This window comes from Novosphingobium umbonatum, from assembly GCF_004005905.1.
Lineage (GTDB): Bacteria > Pseudomonadota > Alphaproteobacteria > Sphingomonadales > Sphingomonadaceae > Novosphingobium > Novosphingobium umbonatum.
In genome coordinates this window covers 109,191-132,432 of sequence record NZ_SACO01000011.1, presented here as the reverse complement: position 1 = coordinate 132,432, position 23,242 = coordinate 109,191, and the positions used below count along the sequence as shown (strand labels likewise).

The following is a 23,242-nucleotide window of genomic DNA, read 5'->3' as shown; positions in this document are numbered from 1 at the left end:
CACCCCAAAATCCAGAAAGGTATAAACCCAAAGCTTGACCTTGACCGCCATGGGCAGCACATAACCCATACCCACCCGGGTCAATTCTCAATGAAAATCCCGGGTCAATTCTCAGCGCAACTCAACACCTGCCGCCTCAGCGACCGGTGACAAATGGGCTTGAGCCTGTCGCGGAGAACGTCCAACGCTGCTGACGATGCGCCACTACCTGCATATTGTGCCCGAAATGCATTTTCGCCGCCAAAGTGCTCATCATCAATTATTGAGATGATGCCGTATAGCTCCATCAATGAGTTCTGAAGCGGCGTTGCGGTTAGAAGGATCTTGAAGTGATCCTGCAGGGCATCTTTGAGGTCTTTCGCTCGGGCAGAGCCCCCCTTGCGATAGACGTTGCGAAGGCGATGAGCTTCATCGAAAACCACCAAATCCCAGCGGACTTGTCGCAAATCATCAGCTTTCCGGGCGGCAAATTCATACGAGACGATGACAATGCCATCCACAGCTTCGAACGGTCGGCGATTTCCAGCCTGCCGTAACGCACGATAGGTGGTCGCTTCGATGATCTCGCTGCGAAGCGAAAATTTCTCGTAGAGTTCTTGCTGCCATTGCTTTCGAAGCGAGGCGGGAACAATCAAAATCATTCGCCGCCGATGTTCGGCCCAGCGCTGTGATAGTACCAAGCCGGCCTCGATGGTTTTGCCCAAACCGACTTCATCTGCCAGCAGCACCCCCTTTGAAAGCGGAGACTTGAGCGCAAACAGAGCTGCGTCAACCTGGTGAGGGTTCATCTGAACTCTTGCGGAGGTCAATGACCGTGTAAATGCACTATCATCGACACCTGCCAGGGTGATTTTATGAGCCTGATAATGCGCTTGAAGAGAAGTGTACAAAGCTCTCACCCACTTGAAAAATCAGATAAATTCTTATTTCTTCGACCAAAACCGAAATAATGAAATTCGGCCAAATTTCCCCTCCGCCTTATCTATAAGCCATATCGGCAAAAGGAGCGAGATGAGGATAATTGATATGGTTTTGATTTCAAATATTTTTGAAAAGTAGGCAATGATCAGGGCAAATAAGGAGAGTGATGCAATTAACAAAACTGTGCGCTTGGCGAAGGCCAAGCTTTGAGGGATCTCTTCAAACGTGAGGAAGTGCATTTCTTTCACACGCTGACGCTCCGCATCAAGCTCTGCCTGCTTGCGACGCATTTCTTGCCGAAGCTCAAATCGATCGGCCATCAATTTTTCAATTGGAGGATTCACTTCCTTCAAGGCCGCAAGCAAGCGCTCATCAGTAATCGATGTCAGTCGATCTTCAATCATATCAAGCGCTCAACGCAAAAATTTTCTCACTCATCGCAGGACTGATCTCGCCATGCTCAAGAAGATATTGAAACAAGGCCCCCCCGAGCTTGACCAAAGCCTCTTTTTCGACATCGTCACCGCCGCGACTTAGATAAGTCCAAGCGGTTTCTATTGAGCGCGCATATGCTTCATCGAGGCCGGCTTGATCCGGTCGGCCCTCACCAGTCAAAACCCATGCAGCGCTTACCTTATAGCGCTCTGCGAAGCCCAGAATGACGCTGGCAGGCGGCTCTCGCAGCCCCTTTTCATAATTCACCAGCGCCCCGTGCGAAATCCCAAGCTCCGAGGCGACATCGGCTTGGTTCAGGCCGAGTGCCTTTCGGATCTCCAGAATTCGCCCTCCGATGCTCATCCAAAAATTCCCCTTCCAAGGGCCTTGACGAATCTCACATATGTGAGTTAACACACTTATGTAAACTTTTTACAGATGAATGTCTGTAAAATACAACAGGAGATGCGCTCATGCAAACAGTGCTTTTGCGTGTGCTTCGATGTGCGGCCTGCCTTCATCGAGCGTCGAAATGCGGCTCGCGACTGCCAGTAGTAGAGCCCTGAAATGACTTCACGCCGCAGATTGGTGCCATTGGCAGAAATTCAGCAAGCCTATGACTGGTGGACCAGCTTGGGCCACACGGCCGCTGGCGTCGACATTCGCGCCGATGGCGTCACCTTCATCCCCCCGACCACCCAACCAGTTGGAAGTGCATTCGATGCGTGGAAGGCAAAAGACCAGGGTCGTGACCGGACTGCACATAGTCGGTAAGCGATCTGCCAAAGGCTGCATATGGTACGTCTATGCGTGGCGTGGCGGGCCCTGCATCCACAAGGCATTTGGCGAGCGGCCGGTGGTCGATCTGGCCCTCATCATGAAGGCAGAGAAGGCCCGTTCCCCAACCAAGGGGGCACTTGCAACCCTTGACGATGTTCTGGATCGCTATCGCCAAAGTCCCGAATTCTCAAAATTGGCCGAGAGCACCAAGCGAGATTACCGTCTGTGGCTGGATCGCATCAGCGAAAAATTCGGCCAAGCGCCAATCGCTGCCTTTGAAGATCAGCGCATGCGCACCGAGATCATCGATTGGCGCAACACGTGGGCAGATCAGCCGCGCACCGCCGACAAAGCAAGCGTCACAATGGCCACCGTTCTTGGCTGGGCGCAGGGCGAAGGCATCCTCCCGGTCAACATTGCGACTGGGATTCGACAACTCCATCATGTCAACAAAGCCGACCAAATCTGGGAGGACAGGCACTGGGAGGCCATGCGAGGCAGCAAGGACAAGAATGGTCGCTCCCTCTATTCCGACCACCTGGATCGTGCCCTGCGCCTTGCGAGCCTAACCGGCTTGAGATTGGGAGATCTGGTTCGCGTTGCCTGGGAAGACGTAGGAGAAAAGGCCATCATCCTGACCACCCGAAAGCGCAAAGGGCGAGCCATCATACCAATCCTCCCTGACCTTCGCGGGTTGCTAGACTCCATTGGCACTGGGGCAGGCCCAATCCTGAGAAACAGTCGCGGCGAGCCTTGGACCGAAAGCGGACTAGGCAGCGTGTTCCAGAAGGCCAAACCTGATGGCTTCGACCGCACCATGCACGACCTGCGTGGGACCTATGCAACCTGGCTCGCCATGCGCGGGCAGACCGATGAAGAGATCGCGCGAACCATTGGCTGGACGGCCAAACGGATCAGCGAAATTCGCAGCCGATACGTCGATGAAGCACGTGTCATTGTGTCGATGGTGGAGCGCCTCAGCGCCTAGCGGTTTACAGAGTTTGTAAACTGGCCCTGATCTGGAGGGATCGCGATGGACCTAAGTTATTGTTTTTATGGTAGCGGAGGAGGGACTCGAACCCCCGACACGCGGATTATGATTCCGCTGCTCTAACCTGCTGAGCTACTCCGCCCCGAAAGGCAACCCGCTTTCGCTCTGCTGCGTTCAGCGGGTAGGCGGCGCAATTAGCGGGAGGTCCCGATATGGTCAACCCAAAATGCGCCGCGGAAACCAAATTTTCTTTCCACAGGCAAAAGCGCGATAAATCAGATCTCGCCCTTGGCGCGGCGCAGGGCAAACCAGTGCTGCACATTGCGATTATGCTCGGCCAAAGTGCTGGCAAAGGCATGCCCCCCGCTGCCATCGGCCACCATGTATAGCGCGTCGGTCTTGGCCGGATGCAGCACGGCATGCAGGGAAGCGCGGCCCGGATTAGTGATCGGCCCCTTGGGCAGGCCGGTCATCGAATAGGTATTATAGTCATTCTTGGCCTGAATCTCGCTCTGGCGGATGCGGCGTCCCAAAGGCTTGCCCTTGGTGATCGGGTAAATGATCGTGGGATCGGCCTGCAGCATGATATGCTGGCGCAGGCGGTTGGAATAGAGCCCCGCCACCATCGGCCGCTCATCGGGCTTGCCGGTTTCCTTTTCCACGATCGAGGCCAGAATCACCGCCTCCTCCGGCGTTTTGGCCACGGTGTCCGGCCCGCGCTTGGCCCATTCCTCGGCCAGAGCCTTGGTCATCGCCGCCTGCATCCGCGAAACCACCGCAGAGCGCGGCTCCCCCGCTTTGATGTCATAGGTATCGGGCAGCAGAGAACCCTCCTCAGGCGCCTCGACAGGGCCGCTCAGGATGGATTGCGCCGACAGGCGTTCGGCCACCAGCACCGAGGGCAGGCCTTCGGGAATGGTCACGAAACGGCGCACCGCTTCGGCCCCGCTCAAAATTTTCAGGATTTGCGCGGAACTGGCCCCCTTGGGCAGCAGGAATTCGCCCGCCTTCACCTGCGCATTGCCGCCCAGCAGCTTGGCCTCGAAACGGAAAGCGCGGGCCGAATGGATGATGCCCGCCTTTTGCAGCTTGGTGGCCACGCTGGCCACGCTGGCCCCATCGGGCACCGTAAAGGTCTTTTCGGCGGGCAAAGGCCCCGCCCCATACCAGCCATAAAGCACCGCGCCGGTAGGCACGGCCACCAAAGCGGCTAGCGCCGCAGCAAGAGGAAGCGGCTTCAAACGCATCATGCAAACCTTGGCAAACTAATGGGGGCGGAACCGGCCCGCCCCCCCTATCAGGATCAATCTTCCAGCGCCTTTACCACCACGCTGGCATTGGTACCGCCAAAGCCGAAGGAATTGTTCAGCGCCGCGCGCACAACCCGCTTCTTGGCCACATGCGGCACCAGATCCACGCCTTCGGTGCCTTCATCCGGATTGTCCAGATTGAGCGTCGGCGGCACGATCTGGTCACGGATCGACAGGATGCAGAAAATGGTTTCCACCGCGCCCGCACCGCCCAGCAAGTGGCCGATGGCGCTCTTGGTCGAGGACATGGAAACATTGCCGATGGCATCGCCGAACAGACGCTTGACCGAAGCCAGTTCGATCGTGTCGGCCATGGTCGAGGTACCATGGGCGTTGACATAATCGATGTCGGCGGGGGTCATGCCCGCCTTCTTCAGCGCCATTTCCATCGAACGGAACGCGCCATAGCCTTCGGGATGCGGAGCGGTGACATGGAAAGCATCGCCCGACAGGCCATAGCCGACGACTTCGGCATAGATCTTCGCGCCACGAGCCTTGGCATGCTCATATTCTTCCAGCACCACCACACCGGCGCCCTCGCCCATAACGAAACCGTCGCGGTCCTTGTCATAGGGGCGGCTCGCCTGTTCGGGGCGGTCGTTATAGCTGCAGTTGAGCGCCTTGGCCTGCGCGAAACCGGCAATGCCGATCGGGCAGATGGTCGATTCGGCACCACCGGCCAGCATGATATCGGCATCATCATCGCGGATCATGCGCGCGGCATCACCGATCGAATGCGCACCGGTCGAACAAGCCGTCACCACCGCGTGATTCGGACCCATCAGGCCATATTTGATCGACACCTGACCCGAGATCAGGTTGATCAGGCGACCATGGACGAAGTGGGGCGACACGCGGCCGGGGCCCTTGTTGGCCAGCACCAGCGATTCGCTTTCGATACCGGGCAGACCGCCAATGCCGCTGCCGATCGAGCAGCCCATGCGCAGGCGCATTTCCTCAGGCGCATCGACCAGACCGGCGTCTTCCAACGCCTGACCCGCTGCATCAATGCCGAAAACGATGAAAGGATCGACCTGACGCTGGATCTTGTGATCCACGCGCTTACCCGCATCGAAACCATATTCATGATCGGCCGGCTTCACTTCGCAGGCGATCAGGCACTTTTGCCCTTCGGTGTCGAACTTGGTGATCCGGCCCGCACCCGACTTGCCCGCCAGAATATTGGCCCAAGTGGTTTCGACATCCGCGCCCAGCGGGGTAACCAGACCAAGTCCGGTGACGACTACACGACGCATTCTCGATTTCTCCATAGTCCATAATCCGGCGGATATGCCTGTGGGCACCCTGCCCTGCGGCAGCGGCCAGCAATCCACCTCTAACTCTTTCCTGCCGATTAGCAAACAGGCCCAGCCCGCATGCGGACCGAGCCTGCTGGAAACCGTGCTCTTACGTCAAGCCTGCCAGCCCGAGGCGGCACGACCTGACCCAAGGCCAAGCCAAGCATGGCGCGCCACAAACCCGCCCGAAACGAGCAGGATGGGCGCGGCCAGCAAGGAATTAGGCCTTGTTCGCCTCGATGAAGGCGATGGCGTCGTTGACGGTGGCGATCTTTTCAGCCGCATCGTCAGGGATTTCCACGCCGAATTCTTCTTCGAAAGCCATGACCAGCTCGACGATGTCGAGGCTGTCGGCGCCCAGATCGTCGATGAAGCTCGCTTCAGGCACAACCTTGTCTTCTTCGACGCCGAGGTGCTCGACCACGATCTTCTTTACCTGCTCCTGGATGCTCATGATATTCCCCTTACGCAAAGCAGCGAAAAATTGAAAACTCGAAACGCGCCCCTAATGGGTGGCGCGCGGGCTGGCAAGCATGATCACATAAAGGCGGGGCAGGAAAGCGGTAAAACGCCCAGTTTTCCCGCCCCGAACTTCACGAATCAGGCCTTGGGCTGTTCGATCACACGGATATGCAGCTCGCGCAATTGCTTGAGCATGGCGGGCGAAGGTGCGCCCATCAACAGATCCTCGGCGCGCTGGTTCATCGGGAACAGGCTGATTTCGCGCAGGTTCTGTGCGCCGCAAATCAGCATGACGATGCGGTCCACACCGGCGGCCATGCCACCATGCGGCGGGGCGCCATACTGGAACGCGCGATAGAGGCCGCCGAAACGCTCTTCCACATCGGCCTGAGACAGGCCCACGCGCTCAAACGCCTTGACCATCAGATCAGGATGCTGGTTTCGGATCGAGCCCGAAGCGATTTCATAGCCGTTGCAGACCAGATCATACTGGAACGCCTTGATCGACAGCGGATCGCGCCCGTCCGTCAACGCTTCCAGACCGCCCTGCGGCATGGAGAACGGGTTATGCGCGAAATCGATGCTGCCCGGCTCTTCGCCTTCCTCATAGAAGGGGAAATCGACAATCCAGCACAATTCGAACTTGTTCTCGTCAATCAGGCCCAGCAACTGGCCGCAGCGGGTGCGGGCAGCACCCGCCAGCTTGGCCGCATCACCCGCCTTGCCAGCGGCAAAGAACAGGCCATCATCGGCGCCAAGGCCCAGTTCGGCATAGAGCTTTTCCATGCCCTCGGCGCCGTGGTTCTTGGCAATCGGGCCGCCAAATTCGCCGCCCTTGCGCGTCACATAGCCAAGACCGGCATAGCCTTCGCCGCGCGCCCATTCGTTCATTTCGTCAAAGAACTTGCGGCTCTTGTCGGCGGTGGAGGGGGCCGGAATGGCGCGGACCACGCCGCCAGTGCCCACGATCTTTTCAAACAGGCCAAAGCCGCTGGTGGTGAAGTGATGCGACACATCCGAGATGATCAGCGGGTTGCGCAGATCGGGCTTGTCGCTGCCATATTTCAGGATCGCGTCATCATAGGCGATGCGCGGGAAGCTGCCGATGGGGGTTACGGCACGGCCATCGGCAAATTTTTCAAAAATGCCGCCGATCACCGGCTCCATCGTTTCCCAGACTTCTTCCTGCGTGACAAAGCTCATTTCGAGGTCAAGCTGGTAGAATTCACCCGGCAGACGGTCTGCGCGCGGGTCTTCATCGCGGAAGCAGGGGGCGATCTGGAAATAGCGGTCGAAACCGGCCACCATCAACAATTGCTTATACTGCTGCGGCGCCTGCGGCAGGGCATAGAACTTGCCCGCATGGATGCGGCTGGGCACCAGAAAGTCGCGCGCGCCTTCGGGGCTGCTGGCGGTGAGAATCGGGGTGGAATATTCGGTGAAGCCGATGTCTTCCATCTTGCGGCGCATGGCCGAGATCACCTGCGTGCGCTTCACAATATTGGCATGCAGCGTTTCGCGGCGCAGGTCGAGGAAGCGGTAACGCAGGCGGATATCCTCGGGATATTCCTGCTCGCCAGCCACCGGCATGGGCAGTTCCGCCGCCGCCGACAGCACCGTGGCGCCGCGGGCATAGACTTCGATCGCGCCAGTCGACAGGTTGGGGTTCACCGTGCTTTCGCTGCGGGCCTTTACCACGCCTTCAATCGTTACCACGCTTTCCACGCGCAGGCCTTCCAGCACGGAGAGCGCGCTGCTGTCGCTATCGGCCACAATCTGGGTCAGGCCGTAATGGTCGCGCAGGTCGACAAACAGCACGCCGCCATGATCACGCTTGCGATGGACCCAGCCCGACAGGCGAACTTCCTGCCCCACATGGTCCTGATTGAGCGCGCCGCAGCTGTGCGAACGATAGGGATGCGCCTGCTGGTTGTTTACGGGCGATTGCATGACAAGTCTTTCCATTCGGCCCGCTATCGGGCAGGGATAGTTTTGCGGCATTATGACAAACACCGCGATGGGCTCGCTAACAGTCCAACGCTACGGTTTTGTCAAGCCGAGAGGGCCGAAACCACGGCTCAATCCATGCCAAAGTGGCGCCTCTGTGCCAGAGGCGACGCAGCGGCGCGTGGCCCGCATCCGGGCCGAAGACCAAAGGCGGACCGTGGCGCGGATCGGCGCGGCGGAATGCCCAACAGAAAAGACCGCGATGAAGATTCATAAGCTGATTACCGAGACCGCGCCGCTGACCGAATTGTGCGAACGTCTGGCCAAATCGGATTTCGTCTGTGTCGACACCGAATTCATGCGCGAAAGCACCTATTGGCCTGAATTATGCCTGATTCAGATCGCCGATGACAAGGAAGCCGCCGCGATCGATCCCAAGGCGCCGGGGCTGGACCTCTCGCCGCTGCTCGACCTGCTGGTCGATAATGAGGATGTGCTCAAAATCTTCCATGCGGGCGGACAGGATGTGGAAATCATCTACAACCTGACCGGCAAGACCCCCCACCCGATTTTCGACACGCAGATCGCCATGATGGCCATCAGCCAGAGCGAGCAGATCGGCTATTCGAATCTGGTGGAAAGCTGGCTGGGGCTGGTGATCGACAAGGGCGCGCGTTTCACCGACTGGAGCCGCCGCCCGCTGACCGAACGCCAGATTGAATATGCGATTGGCGATGTCACCCATCTGTCCAAGATTTTCCCCAAGATCATCAAGCGCCTGATCAAAACGGGGCGCGGGGAATGGCTGGATGCCGAAATGGAAAAGCTGGCCGATCCTTCGCATTATCGCAATGATGCGGGCGCGGCATGGCTGCGGATCAAGGCGGCGGGGCGCAATCCTGCCATGCTCGGCCGGTTGAAGGCGCTGGCCGCATGGCGCGAGATGGAAGCGCAGGACAAGAACATCCCGCGCGGCCGCATCGCCCGCGATGAAACGCTGGCCGATATTGCCAGCCACCCGCCCAAGACCCAGGCCGATCTGGCCAAGGTGCGCGGCTTGTCCGCCGGATGGAAGGACAATGACATTGGCAAGCGCCTGATGCAAACGCTGGAGGATGCCAAGCCTTTGACCGAGGCCGAAATGCCCGCCAAGGCCCCGCGCGGCGCGCCTTTGGGCAAGGAAGGCGCTTTGGTGGCCGACCTGCTGAAACTGCTACTGAAAATTCGCGCGCGCGAGATTGATGTGGCGGCAAGGCTTTTGGCCCGCAGCGATGATCTGGAACTGCTGGCCGCTGGCGTGCGCAAGGATCTGCCGATTCTGGAAGGCTGGCGCTACAAGGTATTTGGCAAGGATGCGCTGGATCTGGTGGAGGGCAAGCTGGCCTTTGCCGTGGTGAAGGGCCGCATGAAAATGACCCATGTGGACGAACTGCATTCCAATATGCGCGACGCCAATCCCGAGGAGTTGCCGGTTCTGGCCGGTGATGACGAGGATGACGACATGCCCCAGTTCAAGGATGACGCTGAAGCATGAGCGTCTATCAGCCCACGCTGAAACAGCTGCAATATCTGGTCGCCCTGCACGAACATGAACATTTCGGGCGGGCGGCCGAGGCCAGTTTCGTCTCGCAATCCACCCTCTCGGCGGGTCTGCGCGATCTGGAAACGCTGCTGGGCGTGGTGCTGGTGGAGCGGACCAAGCGCAATGTGCGCTTCACGCCTTTGGGTAATGCGGTGGTGGCTAAGGCGCATCGCATCCTGCGCGAGGCGGAGGAATTGTCGGACCTGATCCACGCCTCCTCGCAACCGCTTTGCGGCGAGATCCGCATGAGCGTGATCCCCACCATCGCGCCCTTCCTGTTGCCGCGCATGTTGCCCCGCCTGCGACAGGAAAGGCCCAATCTCAAACTCTTCCTGCGCGAGGAGCCATCGGCGCAGGCGATGGAATCGCTCCACCATGGCCGCGCCGATTGCGTGTTGCTGGCCCTGCCCTTTGCCTGTGGCGAGGTGGAAAAGGAAACGATCGAGCTGGACGCGCTTTTCGTCGCCTTCCCCAAGGATGACCCGCGCGATCCGCCCGCCGAAATCAGCCCCGAGCTGATCGACGAGAATCGCCTGCTGCTGCTGGAAGACGGGCATTGCCTGAAGGACCACGCCCTGTCGGCCTGTAACCGGCCAGAGTTGCGCGCCAGTGCGACCATGATCGGCACATCCCTGCATACGTTGGTGCAGATGGTCGACAATGGTTTGGGCCTGACCATGCTGCCCGAAATGGCGCTGGATGCTGGAATTTTGAACGGCACCAATGTGATCGCCCGCCCTTTGAAATCGGACACTGCCAACCGCGAAATCGCGCTGGTCTGGCGCCGCAATTCGCCCCGTTCGGAAGAATTCCGCCTGCTGGCCGAAGAGTTGCGCGCGGGGTAGAATACTTGCCATTTACGCAAGATTATGACATGATCAAACAAGATCATGTCGAAACGCAAACACGCCCCTCTTGCCGAAAGCGCCCTGCCCCGCGTGGTTCCCCATACGCTGGTGGAGGACATTTTCGGCGTCTCTAACGGGTGCCTGTTGCTGGCGCTGGGGCTGCATCTGCTGCACACGGCCAAGCTGATCACCGGCGGCGTGGCAGGGCTGGCGCTGATGCTGTCCTATCTGCTGCCTTTCAGCACCGGCGTGTTGTTCACCGCCATCAACCTGCCCATCTTTGCCTTGTTCTGGCGACGCCTGGGCACGCCCTATATTCTGCGCACCAGCGTCGCCACGCTGGCCATCATGGTGCTGGTGGACGTGGTAGCCGCAGGGCTGGAGATCAACCGCATCGCCATGCCCGTAGCCGCGCTGGTGGGCGGCACCGTGCTGGGCATTGGCGTGCTGGCCGTCACCCGCCATGCCACCGGCGTCGGGGGCCTTGCCGTGGTCGCTCGCTGGCTCAGCCAGTGGAAGGGCTGGCGTTTTGGCGCGATCTGCATGGTGATCGACGCGGTGATTGTGGGCTGCGCCTTTGCCACTCTGGGCTGGCAGCGGGGCTTCTGGTCACTCGTCGCCGCGCTGGTGATGAATGCCGTGGTGCTGGTGTGGCACAGGCCGGACCGGTATCGGGCGGAGGCTTGAGGGTTTCCGCCGTGTAATTGCCTCCGGCGGGCAAAGGGACTCGTCCCTTTGCAATCCCATATTTGGGTGGCGCTTGGATTCCACCCTTAGCGTTTCAAATATTTACGCCGCTTCGCGGGAACGATTATCCGCGAAGCGGCTTAAATTCATCCATCTACAACGTAGGCCATACAGCCCCCACCCATTATCGGGATTGCAAAGGGCCCCCGCCCTTTGCCCGCCGGAGGCACCCTTAAATCAATCCATATGTTTCAAACCAACCCGCAGATAATCCCACCCCGTTATCACCGTCAGCACCGCCGCCGCCCATAGCGTGGTCAGGCCCACCGTATGCGGAACATTGACCACAAAGCCGCCCAGATCGAGCACCCACCACGGAGTCGCCCTTCCCAGAATCAGCGCGCCAAGGCAGATGATCTGGAAGGTGGTTTTCCATTTGGCCAGTTTGGACACCGGCACCGACACCTGAATCCCGCCCAGAAATTCCCGCAGACCGGATACGGCGATTTCTCTCAGCAAGATGATCAACCCCGCGATGACATGCAATTCGCCCACATAGGGGCCGGTCAGCACGCCCTTGGCGGTCAGCACCAGAATCACCGCCGCCACCATGATCTTGTCGGCGATGGGGTCGAGGAAGATGCCCAGCTTGCTCACCGCGCCCTGCGCACGGGCCAGATAGCCGTCGAAATAGTCGGTAATCCCCATCAAGCCATAGACTGCAAAGCCCAAAGCATAGCCCGCCACCCATTCGGGCCACCACAGCAGCCAGACCAGAACGGGCACGGTAACGATCCGCGACAGGGTGAGGATATTGGGCAAAGTCAGCATAGGCGAATCGCCATAGCCCGATTGCGCGGCGTAAAAAAGACAAGCTGTGCCCTTGCCAGCCACGCATCATCCGCTAGGACTGCGCGGCAATGTTAGGAACGATCGAGCCTGTATGACGACTTCCACCCACCTGCTGCGTCGCCGCCGGTTTTTACCCTTGTTTGTCACGCAATTGCTGGGTGCGTTTAACGACAACCTGTTCAAGAATGCGGTGATCTTCTTCGTCGTCTACTCGGTCTATCAGTCCGAAAAGGCCGAGGCGGTTTTCTCCGGCATTGCCTCTGCCCTGTTCATCCTGCCCTTCTTCCTGCTCTCGGCTCTGGCGGGGCAATTGGCGGATATGCGCGACAAGGCGATGATCATTCGCTGGGTCAAACTGCTGGAAATCGCCATCATGGTGGTGGGCGGCGGCGGGCTGGTGCTGGCCTGGTTTGGCATTGCGGTAGAGAACTTCGCCATCCCGCTGATGCTGGTCGCGCTGCTGGGCATGGGGGTGCATTCCACCTTCTTTGGCCCGATCAAATATGCCATCCTGCCCCAACATCTGAAACAGAGTGAAGTGCTGGCCGGTACCGGTCTGGTCGAAGCGGGCACCTATCTGGCGATTCTGGCGGGCACGATTCTGGCCGGTTTCATTCCCGTCGAATGGGCCGCCGCTGGCGTGGTGATCACCGCGTTGCTGGGCTATGCCACCAGCCTGCAAATCCCCGAAGCCCCGCCCATGGTGGAGGCAGAACCGCTGGATTACCACATCCTGCGCGCCTCGGTGCAGCTGGTGAAAAACACCATGCATGACCGCCGCGTGTTTCTGGCCATTGCCTCGATCAGCTTTTTCTGGGCGGTGGGCGCAGTTTTGTTCATCGAATTCCCGCTGCTGGCCAAGCGCGTGCTTTGCGCCAACAAGGAAGTGGCCAGCCTGTTCCTCGTGATCTTCTCGATCGGCGTGGCGCTGGGCTCGGTGTCGATCAACCAATTGCTGAAAGGGCGCGTATCGGCGCGCTATTCCCCGCCTGCGGTGCTGATCATGGCGCTGTTCGTGGTGGCGTTCCAGCAGGTGTGCAGCCGTTTTGCTCCCACCGCTGACGGCCATCTGCTCTCGGTCGCGGAATTTTTGCATCATCCGCTGGCCCCGATGTTGCTGGGCACGCTGGGCGGGATTGCCATTGCCGGCGGCATGTTTGTGGTGCCGCTCTATGCTTTCCTCACCACTTTTGTCGATAAATCGCAAACCGCCCGCACGATTGCCGCCAACAATGTGGTCAATTCCGGAGCGATGACTTTGGGCGCGCTGGTGGCGGTGGGTCTAGGCGCGGCAGGTCTGGAAATCGTGCAGCTGATCCTGATCGCGGCGGGCATGTGCCTTATTTCGGCATGGCTGGGCCTGTTGCTCTATCGCGCGGAACAGGCGGCCGAGGCGGTTAAGGTCGAGGGCTGATAGCCCTCACCAGATAAAGGCCGAAACCGCCATGAAACAGGCGCAATAGGCCATCAGGAAATCGCGCCAGTCCTGCATAGAGAAACGTGGCAGGGAAAAGCGCTTCCTCTCGCCCCGAACATCAGGGCGACATGCCACCGAACGCCCGCCCGTCACATGCGGCGGCAGGCTTTGGCGAAAGGGATGACGGGCGCTCTCATCGCCCAGAACCAGATAGCGTCTCTTCATGGAGACAAGGCTTAAGACTTCCTTAAGCCTCTGGCATCACGTCCGCTTTGGTTAAAATGCTCCAAAGCGGGACTGTGCCGTTTCGGGACTTCAACCCCCGCTCAAAGCCAGAATGTAATCCCATTCCTGCGGCGTCACCACGCTGACCGACAGGCGCGACAGGCGCAGCAATTCCATCTCGGCCAGGGCCGGATCGGCCTTGATCTGCTTCAGGCTGATCGGCCTTTTCAACTTGCGTACCGGCTTGACCTTCACACAGGCCCAGCGGCCCGTTTCATCACTGGGATCGGGAAAACCGGTGGCGCTTACCTCCATAATCCCCACAATTTCCAAGCCGATGTTCGAATGGTAGAAGAAGGCCAAATCCCCCACCTGCATCGCGCGCATATTGTTGGCGGCGCGATGGTTGCGCACACCATCCCATGTGCCCTCACCCTGCGCCACCAGATCATCATAGGAATAGGCATCGGGTTCCGACTTCATCAGCCAGTGCTTGTTGATTTTGGTCATGCGCTTCCTGTCCAAATCGCCTAAAGAGCGATGCATCACGGCGCGAAGCTTAGCGCCTCATCTTTTGCAGGACCACCCATGGATCTAGCCCAATTGCCCGTTCTCTCGCTGGCCGATGATGCCGCCAGCTTTGCCGATGCCATCGGCGCCAGCTTTCGCGAATATGGCTTTGCCTTGGTGAAAGACCACGGCATTGACCAAAATCTGATCGATGAAGCCTGGCGTTTGACCGAGGCGTTCTTTGCCCTGCCCGAGGAGGAGAAGCGCGCCTATTTCATCCCGGGCATCGGCGGCGCGCGCGGCTATACCCCGTTCAAGACCGAGATCGCCAAGGGTGCCACCGCGCATGACCTGAAAGAATTCTGGCACGTAGGCCGCGATCTGCCCGAAGGTCACCCCTTGAGCGCCACCATGGCCCCCAATGTCTGGCCCGCCCGCCCCGAAGGTTTTCAAGACCTGTTCACCCGCCTCTATGCTGCCTTTGATCTGGCAGGCGCCACCATCCTGTCGCGCATCGCGCTGCATCTGGGGCTGGAGGATGACTGGTTTGAACCGGCGATTGCCGATGGCAATTCTGTGATGCGCCTGCTGCATTACCCGCCGGTGGCCGATGCCGAGGGCGGCGCGATTCGTGCTGGCGCGCATGAGGATATCAACCTGATCACCCTGTTGCTGGGCGCGCAGGAGGCTGGTCTGGAACTACTGACCAAGGATGGCCGCTGGGTAGGCGTATCGCCGCCCGAAGGCGCGGTGGTGATCAACATTGGCGACATGCTGCAACGCCTGACCAACCATGTGTTGCCCAGCACCACCCACCGCGTGCGCAACCCCGATGCGCAGCGCGCAGGGCATAGCCGTTATTCCATGCCCTTCTTCCTGCATCTGCGCAGCGATTTCCCCTTCCACACGCTGCCGCAATGCATCACGCCGGAAAATCCCGACCGTTATCCGGTCTCGATCACGGCGGATGATTATTTGCAGGAACGCCTGCGCGAAATCGGGCTGAAGAAGTAAGGCCTGAAACCAGACGCAAAAAGGGCGCGGAAGGGAGATCATCCTTTCCGCGCCCTTTTTGTTGGCCTCTGCCCGCCCCCGCCTTGCGGCAAAGGGCAGGCCTCACACGCGATGCTTAGAAAGCAGCGGTGAGCGAGAGAACCGTGGTGCCGCCAGCAATCGACTGACCAGCGCGGCTGCCGCCCTGCACAGAGAAGTTGGGCTGCAGATAGGCCGCCTTCGTCGTGCTGATGTCGGTGTCGATATAGGAAATACCCAGCGTGATCGGACCAAAGGTACGTTCAGCGCCCAGCGACCAGTCCATATAGCTGCCGGTCGGCGTAACCGAGGTGCCGTTCGGGCCAAGGCCGGGGTTACCCTTCGAATAGCCCAGGTGGCTCTTCAGCTTCACCTTCACATTGGGAACGACATAGCTGCCATCGGCCCAAACATAGGTGTTATCCTGAGCCTGACCCTTGCTGTAAGGCGTGTTCGAATAGTTGCCCAGAGCGGCCTGCTTGGGAGCATAAGCCACACCGGCCAGCAGGCTGACGGGGCCAACAGCGCCCGAAACCTTCACATAGGGCTCTGCAAAGTCAGTGATGGTCGAACCGCCCGGATACATGTACCAGGTCAGACCGGCGTCAACCGTCACAGGGCCAACAGCCTTGGAATAACCGGCGATCAGGTCGAGTTCCATATTGGAACCGCCAAACTGACCCCAACCGGCCAGATTCGAACCCCAGAAGCTGGCATAGACGCCGCTCTTGTGGGTCACGGTCGCACCGCCCTGAATCGCAGCGCGACGATCGCTCTGCGAAACGCCACGGAAACGGTAATCGCTCACCAGGCCAACGCTGCCGGTAACCGTGAAGTCCTTGGGAGCGGCATCTTCCGCCATAGCCGAAGTGGCAGAGAAAGCTGCAAATGCGCTGGCAGCCAGAGCCAGAGCCTTGATCGACTTGTTATATACCATTGTAGAACTCCACCCTAAAATCAGATGTCGTTCCGCCCGCGTGACAGACCAAATGTGCATTTTTGAGCTTTACCGAGCCTTTGGCCGGTTGCCACCTGTGTCCGTTGCCCAAGGTGTAACACCAGATTTATCCGCGCTGCAAACAAACATGACATTTCCGCGAAAAAATCGCCCGACTGTGTGGTTATTCCGCAACAGCTAGCAATTTACCTATAGGTCACGCCGGAATCCTGCAAATTAACGCCCGTTCGTCGCAGGATTAACGCAGCCCTGCCGTAAATTGCGTATTTTTACGTCAAGCCCATCACCCGCCACGCAGCAATTGCACACCCCAATCGCGCTCGAACAGATAGAGCAAAACCCGCGCCGCCTCGCCCCTTGGGCCCACCAGACCGCCATCGCGCTCCATCAACAGCCGCGCATCATCATGGGCCACCGGCAACAGGCGGGTAATCTGGTCCAGACTGGCCACGCGGAATGGCGTGTCGCCCGATTGCCGCGTGCCCAGCAATTCGCCCCCGCCGCGCAGGCGCAAATCCTCCTCGGCCAAGCGGAACCCGTCCTGCGTCTCACGCATAAGCGCCAGTCGCTCGCGCGCCACCTCGCTCAAAGTCTCGCCGCGCAACAGCAGGCAGGTCGATTTCTCGCTCCCACGCCCCACCCGCCCGCGCAACTGGTGCAATTGCGCCAGACCAAAGCGCTCGGCCTGTTCAATCACCATCAGCGTGGCATTGGGCACGTCCACCCCCACCTCAATCACGGTCGTCGCCACCAGCAATTTCGCCCCGCCACTGGCAAAGCGCTCCATCGCGGCGTCTTTCTCCTCGGGCTTCAACTGGCCATGCACCAACACCACCGCATCGCCAAACCGGTCCGCCAATTCGGCAAAGCGGGTTTCGGCCGCGGCCAGATCCACCACCTCGCTGTCGCGCACCATGGGGCATACCCAATAGGCCTGCTGCCCCGTGGCGAAATGCCGCTCCAGCGCGGCCACCACATCGCCAAAGCGCTCCGCCGCCAGAACCCGCGTATCAATCGCCTGCCTGCCGGGCGGCAATTCATCCAGTCGGCTGACATCCATCTCGCCATATTGCGCCAGCGTCAGCGTGCGGGGAATGGGCGTGGCGGTCATGGCCAGACAATGGGGTGTCCTTTTGCCCTTTTGCGCCAGCATCAGCCGCTGCCCCACGCCAAAGCGGTGCTGTTCGTCAATCACCGCAAGGCCAAGGTTCTTATACTGCACCCCGTCCTGAAAAATCGCATGGGTGCCGACCACAATGTCGATGGAACCATCCATCAGGCCCATCAGGATCGATTCGCGCACCTTGCCCTTGTCGCGTCCGGTGAACAGGGCGATATTCACCCCCACCGGCGTCGCCATCCGGCGCAAGGTTTCAAAATGCTGGCGGGCAAGGATCTCCGTCGGCGCCAGCAAAGCCCCCTGCGCCCCCGCCTCCACCGCGATCAACAGCGCGTTGAGCGCCACCACCGTTTTCCCGCTGCCCACATCGCCCTGCAACAGGCGCAGCATGGGCGCGCTCTGGGCCAGATCGCCTTCGATCTCGCGCACCGAACGCTGCTGCGCGCCGGTCAGCGCGAATGGCAGGTTGAGCTTGGCCCGCAGGCGCCCATCCCCGCGCAAGGACTGCCCCGCCGCGCGCCGGTTGCTGGCTCGCACCAGCATCAGCGCCAGACTGTTGGCCAGCAATTCATCATAGGCGAGGCGATCACGCGCCAGCTTGTTCTCGTCCTTATGCGCCGCCGTCAAAGAGCTGCGCCAATCGGGCCAGCCCATTTTGGCCATCAGCCCCGGCTCGATCCATTCCGGCAGATCCACCAGATGGGTCAGCGCCTGCCCCACCAAAGCGCCCAAGCGCCCCTGCGTCAGCCCTTCGGACAGGGGATAGATCGGCTCCACCACCTGCCCCAGCGCGCCTTCGGCACTCACATGATCGGGGTGGACGATTTGCAGGCTCTGCCCAAACTGGTCCAGCCTTCCGGCGATCCAGCGCGCCTCGCCCAGCGGCAATTGCTTTTTGGCCCAGCCCGCATTGCGCCCGAAATAGACCAGCGCGCAAGTGCTCCCCTTGGCATCCTCGCAGAGCACGCGGAAAGGCGTGCGCGGGCTGCCCCCGCCGCGATGCTCCAACGGCGTCAATTGGATCAAGACCTGCTCGCCCACCCCGCCCTCGGTCAAATCGGCCAATTGGCGGCGATGCACGAAACGGTCGGGCAGATGATAGGCAAAGTCGCGGATACGGCGCAGGCCCAGCTTTTCCAGCGGGCGGGCCAGAGTCGCGCCCACGCCTTTCAGGCTTTCGGCGCTGGCAAACAGGGGGGTGAGCAGATCGGGACGCATGGCGCTTTCCTTAAAGCCTGCGCCGCCCAGCGCCAGTGCCCTTTGCGCCTATCCACACGCCACCCCACAATTTTCGCGCAGTTGATCCCGCGCAAGGAAAGGAACCTCGAAAGGGCGCTCCTTTCCTCTTGTCCGGCGCATCCCACCTGACACGGGGTGCCGACATTTGAAGACGGAGAGATTTATGCTGCTTCCCCATGGCACCATCGTTGCGGTTCTGGATGGCCGCCATTTCCACCTGCTGCGCAATGCAGGCGACGAAGCCAATCCGGAACTGGCCGAGATCGACACCCCCAAGCTGGACACGCATAACCATTCGGGCGCCAGCCACCGCGACGGCGGCGCGGCAGTGATGACCGAGGACGCGCATGTGCTGGCCGCGGTCGACTGGCTCAACCATGAGGTTCAGGGCAAGCGGATAGACCATTTGGTGATCATCGCCCCGCCGCGCAGCATGGGCGAAATCCGCAAGGCCTATACCAAGGCGCTGGAACAAAAGCTGCTGGGCGAACTGGCCAAGGATCTGTCGGCCAAGGCTCCGGCGCAAGTGTTGGCGGCGCTGCGCGGTAAGTAATCCGCAAGGCCGCCATGGGTGCGAGACCGATCCTGCCCTACCCCCCCTACACACACCGGGGCAATTGATCTCGCGCCCGCTCTGGCCTAGGCAGCAGCCATGAGTGATGAAGCTAGCACACCGCCCTCCCGTGAAGCCCGCCTGAAGCGTCTGCGTTTTCGCGCATGGCATCGCGGCACGCGTGAGGCGGATTATACCATCGGCTGTTTCTTCGACAAATTCCACGAAGGCTGGGATGATGCCGCCCTCACCTGGTTTGAAACCATGATCGAGGAAGAGGATGTGGACATCCTGGGCTGGGCCTTGGGCACTTTGTCGGTGCCGCCTGAATATGCCGGCCCCTTGATGGATGCTTTCTGCAAGCTGGATTACGTCAATATCGAGCGTTAAACGCGGCTCGAAAGGGTAAGCGGCTTTCGCCCGCAGTCTTTTGCCCCTATCCCGCCCGCAACGCTGACCCGCCCGCCGAATCGGCGCGGCGGGCGACTGGCTATGTTTGTGTACGGATATTCTATGGCTGACCTCTCCCGCATCCTCTCCGCCAAGGCGCCGCTCACGCTGGCAGGCCTGTCACGCGGGGCACAGCCCTTGGTGCTGGCCGATCTGGCGCGCAGCGTGGCGCATAAGGGCGGTCGGGCGGTGTTCATCGCCACCGATGATGCTGCCATGCGCTCGCTGGCCGATGTCGCACCCATTTTCGCGCCGGAGCTGGAAGTCATCGAATTTCCCGCATGGGATTGCCTGCCCTATGACCGCGCCAGCCCCGCCCTGTCGATCAGTGCGCGGCGGCTGTCCGCGCTGCACCGGCTGCAACAGCCTGCCAAGGCGCCGCAATTGCTGGTCACCACCATCAATGCCGTGCTGCAACGCGTGCTCACCCCTTTCCGTATCCGCGAATCGGTGCGCCTGCTCAAATCCGGCGTGGAAATCGGGCGCGAAAGCCTGACCAGCCTGCTGGGCCGCCAAGGCTATGCCCGCACCGACACGGTGGCCGATGCGGGCGAATATGCGGTGCGCGGATCGATCTTCGACATTTTCCCCAGCGGGATGGATCAGGGCCTGCGCCTCGATTTCTTTGGCGATGAAATCGAGACCTTGCGCACTTTCGATCCCAACAGCCAACGCACCACCGGCAGCGTGGACCAGCATCTGCTGCTGCCCGCCAGCGAGGCCATGCTGGATGATGCCAGCATCAAACGCTTCCGCAGCCGTTACCGCGAGATGTTTGGCGCCAATGCCACCGCCGACCCGCTCTATCAGGCCGTATCCGACAGCCGCCGTCTGGCGGGCATGGAACATTGGCTGCCCTTGCTCGAGGAACGCATGGTCACTTTGTTTGACCATCTGGCCGCCGATGACCTGTGGTTGATGGATGGTGCCGCCGCCCATGCCGCCGAAGAACGCCTGAATGACATCAAGGATTACCACGAGGCGCGGCGAGAAACGTCTGGCGGAAAGGCAGGCTCCTATCGCCCGCTGGAACCGGCCTCGCTATACCTGACGCAGGATGAACTGGCGGACCGTCTGGCGCAGGCAATTGCCCATCGCACAGACAGCTTTGCCCAGCCCGAAAGCGGGCAAGTGGTGGACTTCGGCTTTGGCAGCGCCCGCGACTTTGCCCCCGAACGCGCCCGCAGCGCCTCCGGCTCTGGCGACAATGTCTATCAGGCCGCCGCAACCCATCTGCAAAATGCCGCCAAGGCGGGCCGCCGCGCCATTCTGGCCTGCTATTCCACCGGCAGCCGCGCGCGCATCACCTCCATTCTGGCCGAGGCCGCCAGCCCCGGCCCCTCGCTGGCCGATAGCTGGCAGGAGGCCTTGGGCCTGGCCGCGATAGGACGCGTGGTGGCGCTGGTGCTGCCGCTCGACACCGGCTTTGCCCATGCCGATATCGAACTGCTGACCGAGCAGGACCTGCTGGGCGACCGCCTCGTCCGCCGCAAGAAAAAGAAGAAATCCGCCGACGCCTTCCTTGCTGAACTGGCCGCGCTCACGCCGGGCGATCTGGTGGTGCATATGGAACATGGCATAGGCCGCTATGAAGGCCTGCAATCGGTGCCCGTGGGCGGCAGCCCGCATGATTGCGTGATGCTCACCTATGCCGGTGGCGACAAGCTCTATGTGCCGGTGGAAAATCTCGATGTCCTCTCCCGTTATGGCAGCGAGAGTGACGGGGTGGCGCTGGACAAATTAGGCGGCGAGGCATGGCAGAAGCGCCGCGCCAAATTGCGCGAGCGCATCCGCGAGATCGCGCATGAATTGCTCAAAACCGCCGCCCTGCGCGCGCTGAAAACCGCGCCCGCGCTGATGGCCGAAGATGCTAGCTTTGCCCAATTTGTCGACCGCTTCCCTTGGGCCGAGACCGAGGATCAGGAAGCGGCGATCAGCGATGTGCTGGAGGATATGGGATCGGGCCGCCCGATGGACCGCCTCGTTTGCGGCGATGTCGGCTTTGGCAAGACCGAGGTGGCGCTGCGCGCGGCCTTTGTGGCGGCCATGGCGGGGATGCAGGTGGCGGTGGTTGCCCCCACCACCCTGCTGGCGCGTCAGCACCACAAGGGCTTTGCCGAGCGTTTCGCCGGTTTCCCGCTGGAAGTGGGCCGCCTGTCGCGCCTCGTGACCGACAAGGAAGCCAGCGCCACCCGCGCGGGGCTGGCCGAGGGCACGGTGGATGTGGTGGTGGGCACCCATGCCATCCTGTCCAAGACGGTGAAGTTCAAGCGGCTCGGCTTGGTGATCGTGGACGAGGAACAGCGCTTTGGCGTCAACCACAAGGAGAAGCTCAAGCAATTGCGCGCCGATGTGCATATGCTGACGCTGACCGCCACGCCCATTCCGCGCACGCTGCAAATGGCGATGAGCGGCCTGCGCGAACTCTCCACCATCCAGACCCCGCCGGTCGACCGTCTGGCCGTGCGCACCTATGTGATGGAATGGGACGAGGTGGTGATGCGCGAGGCATTGCTGCGCGAACATCATCGCGGCGGGCAGAGCTTCATCGTCGTGCCGCGCATCTCCGACATGGCCGAGATCGAGGACTGGCTGCACGCCAGCGTACCGGAAATCAAATATATCGCCGCCCATGGCCAGATGGCCCCTTCCGAAGTGGAAGAGCGGATGAGCGCCTTTTACGAGCGCAAATATGACGTGCTGGTGGCCACCACGATTGTGGAAAGCGGGCTGGATATTCCTTCGGCCAACACCATCATCATCCACCGCGCCGACCGCTTTGGCCTTGCCCAGCTGTATCAGCTGCGCGGGCGTGTGGGCCGCTCGAAACTCCGCGCCTATGCCTATCTGACCACGGCGGCGGGCAAGGGCCTGTCCGAAGTGGCGGAAAAAAGGCTCAAAGTTCTGGGCGATCTCGACAGCCTTGGCGCGGGCTTCCAATTGGCCAGCCATGACCTCGACATTCGCGGGGCGGGCAATCTGCTGGGCGATGAACAATCGGGCCATATCCGCGAGGTGGGCTTTGAACTGTACCAATCGATGCTGGAGGATGCGATTCTGGCCGCCAAGGCGGGCGAATTGGGGCTGGAGCGCGAAAACACCAAGGGGTTGAGCCCACAGATCACGGTAGAAGCGCCGATCATGATTCCGGAGGATTACGTCCCCGATCTGGCGGTGCGCATGGCGCTCTATCGCCGCCTCAACGATGCCGAGGATGTGCGCGAGGTCGAAGCCCTGTCGGCCGAGATGATCGACCGCTTCGGCCCGCTGCCCGCGCCTACCGAAAATCTGGTGCAGCTTATCCAGATCAAGCGTCAGGCCATCGAGGCCCATATTGCCAAGATCGACGTCGGGCCGCGCGGAACATTGGTCGCGTTCCACAATGACCATTTCCCCGATCCGGCGGGCCTTTTCGCCTATGCCGAAAGGCTCAATGGCGCGATCAAGCTGCGGCCCGATTCCAAGCTGGTGGTGCAGCGCGCATGGGGCGACCCCAAGGCGCGTTTGAATGGCTTGTTCCAATTGACCAAGGGATTGAGCGCGGTGGCGCGCAAGGCCAAAAAGGCCTGAACATGAAACGGGCGGCCCTGGATATCCGGACCGCCCGCCCATAGGTTAGCCATCA

Annotated in this window: 21 protein-coding genes and 1 tRNA gene; 9 read left to right on the top strand and 13 right to left on the bottom strand. The window is 60.6% G+C overall.

Annotation, left to right across the window (positions count from 1 at the left end; translation table 11 throughout):
• Positions 1 to 104 precede the first annotated feature (104 nt).
• The 3 genes from EOE18_RS14060 to EOE18_RS14050 all read right to left on the bottom strand — a co-directional run bounded on the left by EOE18_RS14060 (position 105) and on the right by EOE18_RS14050 (position 1,719).
• Positions 105 to 788: a DEAD/DEAH box helicase gene (locus EOE18_RS14060; protein WP_127710596.1), complete on the bottom strand. Its 684-nt coding sequence runs from the start codon at positions 786 to 788 to the stop codon at positions 105 to 107.
• Positions 789 to 923: 135 nt separating this feature from the next.
• Entirely contained in the window at positions 924 to 1,325 is a 402-nt protein-coding gene (locus EOE18_RS14055; RefSeq protein WP_127710594.1) for a hypothetical protein, read from the bottom strand.
• 1 nt (position 1,326) lies between these two features.
• Positions 1,327 to 1,719, bottom strand: coding sequence for a helix-turn-helix domain-containing protein (locus EOE18_RS14050; RefSeq protein WP_018075315.1), 393 nt, complete (start codon positions 1,717 to 1,719; stop codon positions 1,327 to 1,329).
• Between the two features lie 385 nt (positions 1,720 to 2,104).
• Here EOE18_RS14050 and EOE18_RS14045 point away from each other — a divergent pair, with 385 nt between their 5' ends.
• Positions 2,105 to 3,124: a tyrosine-type recombinase/integrase gene (locus EOE18_RS14045; protein ID WP_246027457.1), complete on the top strand. Its 1,020-nt coding sequence runs from the start codon at positions 2,105 to 2,107 to the stop codon at positions 3,122 to 3,124.
• 68 nt (positions 3,125 to 3,192) lie between these two features.
• Here the strand turns inward: EOE18_RS14045 and EOE18_RS14040 are convergent.
• From EOE18_RS14040 to aspS, 5 genes are all read right to left on the bottom strand, one after another.
• Positions 3,193 to 3,269 (bottom strand) — tRNA-Met (locus tag EOE18_RS14040).
• Between the two features lie 133 nt (positions 3,270 to 3,402).
• Positions 3,403 to 4,377 (bottom strand): endolytic transglycosylase MltG, encoded by a 975-nt coding sequence (gene mltG, locus EOE18_RS14035; RefSeq protein WP_127710591.1) that lies wholly within the window; start codon positions 4,375 to 4,377, stop codon positions 3,403 to 3,405.
• A 53-nt stretch (positions 4,378 to 4,430) separates the two neighbouring features.
• Positions 4,431 to 5,693, bottom strand: coding sequence for a beta-ketoacyl-ACP synthase II (gene fabF / locus EOE18_RS14030; RefSeq protein WP_127710589.1), 1,263 nt, complete (start codon positions 5,691 to 5,693; stop codon positions 4,431 to 4,433).
• Positions 5,694 to 5,955: 262 nt separating this feature from the next.
• Positions 5,956 to 6,189, bottom strand: a complete 234-nt coding sequence (locus EOE18_RS14025; RefSeq protein WP_127710587.1) for an acyl carrier protein — start codon at positions 6,187 to 6,189, stop codon at positions 5,956 to 5,958.
• Positions 6,190 to 6,335: 146 nt separating this feature from the next.
• Positions 6,336 to 8,147, bottom strand: a complete 1,812-nt coding sequence (gene aspS / locus EOE18_RS14020) for an aspartate--tRNA ligase (RefSeq protein WP_127710585.1) — start codon at positions 8,145 to 8,147, stop codon at positions 6,336 to 6,338.
• Positions 8,148 to 8,406: 259 nt separating this feature from the next.
• On the opposite strand from aspS, the gene rnd reads away from it, so the two are divergent.
• From rnd to EOE18_RS14005, 3 genes are read left to right on the top strand one after another with little or no spacing between them, the layout of a single operon-like run.
• Complete coding sequence (gene rnd, locus EOE18_RS14015) at positions 8,407 to 9,678, top strand: ribonuclease D (protein WP_127710583.1); 1,272 nt, start codon at positions 8,407 to 8,409, stop codon at positions 9,676 to 9,678.
• Positions 9,675 to 10,571 carry a hydrogen peroxide-inducible genes activator gene (locus EOE18_RS14010; RefSeq protein WP_127710581.1) on the top strand — a complete coding sequence of 299 codons (897 nt, stop codon included), beginning with the start codon at positions 9,675 to 9,677 and terminating at the stop codon, positions 10,569 to 10,571. Before rnd ends, EOE18_RS14010 begins: the two co-directional genes overlap by 4 nt.
• 45 nt (positions 10,572 to 10,616) lie before the next feature.
• A complete protein-coding gene (locus tag EOE18_RS14005) occupies positions 10,617 to 11,261 on the top strand; it encodes a YitT family protein (RefSeq protein ID WP_127710579.1) in 645 nt (214 codons plus the stop codon).
• A gap of 237 nt (positions 11,262 to 11,498) precedes the next feature.
• Here EOE18_RS14005 and pgsA read toward each other — a convergent pair whose 3' ends face one another.
• On the bottom strand, positions 11,499 to 12,092 hold the full coding sequence (pgsA, locus tag EOE18_RS14000) for a CDP-diacylglycerol--glycerol-3-phosphate 3-phosphatidyltransferase (RefSeq protein ID WP_127710577.1): 594 nt from the start codon (positions 12,090 to 12,092) through the stop codon (positions 11,499 to 11,501).
• A gap of 112 nt (positions 12,093 to 12,204) precedes the next feature.
• Here pgsA and EOE18_RS13995 point away from each other — a divergent pair, with 112 nt between their 5' ends.
• Positions 12,205 to 13,527, top strand: coding sequence for an MFS transporter (locus tag EOE18_RS13995; RefSeq protein ID WP_127710575.1), 1,323 nt, complete (start codon positions 12,205 to 12,207; stop codon positions 13,525 to 13,527).
• Positions 13,528 to 13,533: 6 nt separating this feature from the next.
• Here EOE18_RS13995 and EOE18_RS13990 read toward each other — a convergent pair whose 3' ends face one another.
• A complete protein-coding gene (locus EOE18_RS13990) occupies positions 13,534 to 13,755 on the bottom strand; it encodes a hypothetical protein (RefSeq protein WP_127710573.1) in 222 nt (73 codons plus the stop codon).
• 90 nt (positions 13,756 to 13,845) lie between these two features.
• Positions 13,846 to 14,265 (bottom strand): EVE domain-containing protein, encoded by a 420-nt coding sequence (locus tag EOE18_RS13985; protein ID WP_127710571.1) that lies wholly within the window; start codon positions 14,263 to 14,265, stop codon positions 13,846 to 13,848.
• A gap of 78 nt (positions 14,266 to 14,343) precedes the next feature.
• Between EOE18_RS13985 and EOE18_RS13980 the strand changes: the two genes are divergently transcribed.
• A complete protein-coding gene (locus tag EOE18_RS13980) occupies positions 14,344 to 15,279 on the top strand; it encodes an isopenicillin N synthase family dioxygenase (RefSeq protein WP_127710569.1) in 936 nt (311 codons plus the stop codon).
• A gap of 115 nt (positions 15,280 to 15,394) precedes the next feature.
• On the opposite strand, the gene EOE18_RS13975 is transcribed toward EOE18_RS13980, so the two are convergent.
• Positions 15,395 to 16,234, bottom strand: coding sequence for a TorF family putative porin (locus EOE18_RS13975; RefSeq protein ID WP_127710567.1), 840 nt, complete (start codon positions 16,232 to 16,234; stop codon positions 15,395 to 15,397).
• A 304-nt stretch (positions 16,235 to 16,538) separates the two neighbouring features.
• Positions 16,539 to 18,593 (bottom strand): ATP-dependent DNA helicase RecG, encoded by a 2,055-nt coding sequence (recG, locus tag EOE18_RS13970; protein WP_127710565.1) that lies wholly within the window; start codon positions 18,591 to 18,593, stop codon positions 16,539 to 16,541.
• A gap of 184 nt (positions 18,594 to 18,777) precedes the next feature.
• Here recG and EOE18_RS13965 point away from each other — a divergent pair, with 184 nt between their 5' ends.
• The 3 genes from EOE18_RS13965 (at position 18,778) to mfd (ending at position 23,187) form a co-directional block, all read left to right on the top strand.
• Positions 18,778 to 19,167, top strand: coding sequence for a baeRF12 domain-containing protein (locus EOE18_RS13965; RefSeq protein ID WP_127710563.1), 390 nt, complete (start codon positions 18,778 to 18,780; stop codon positions 19,165 to 19,167).
• Between the two features lie 99 nt (positions 19,168 to 19,266).
• A complete protein-coding gene (locus EOE18_RS13960) occupies positions 19,267 to 19,557 on the top strand; it encodes an FAD assembly factor SdhE (RefSeq protein WP_127710561.1) in 291 nt (96 codons plus the stop codon).
• Positions 19,558 to 19,680: 123 nt separating this feature from the next.
• The gene (gene mfd / locus EOE18_RS13955; protein WP_127710559.1) at positions 19,681 to 23,187 is read left to right on the top strand and encodes a transcription-repair coupling factor; all 3,507 of its coding nucleotides are present in this window, start codon (positions 19,681 to 19,683) and stop codon (positions 23,185 to 23,187) included.
• The last annotated feature ends 55 nt before the right edge of the window (positions 23,188 to 23,242 follow it).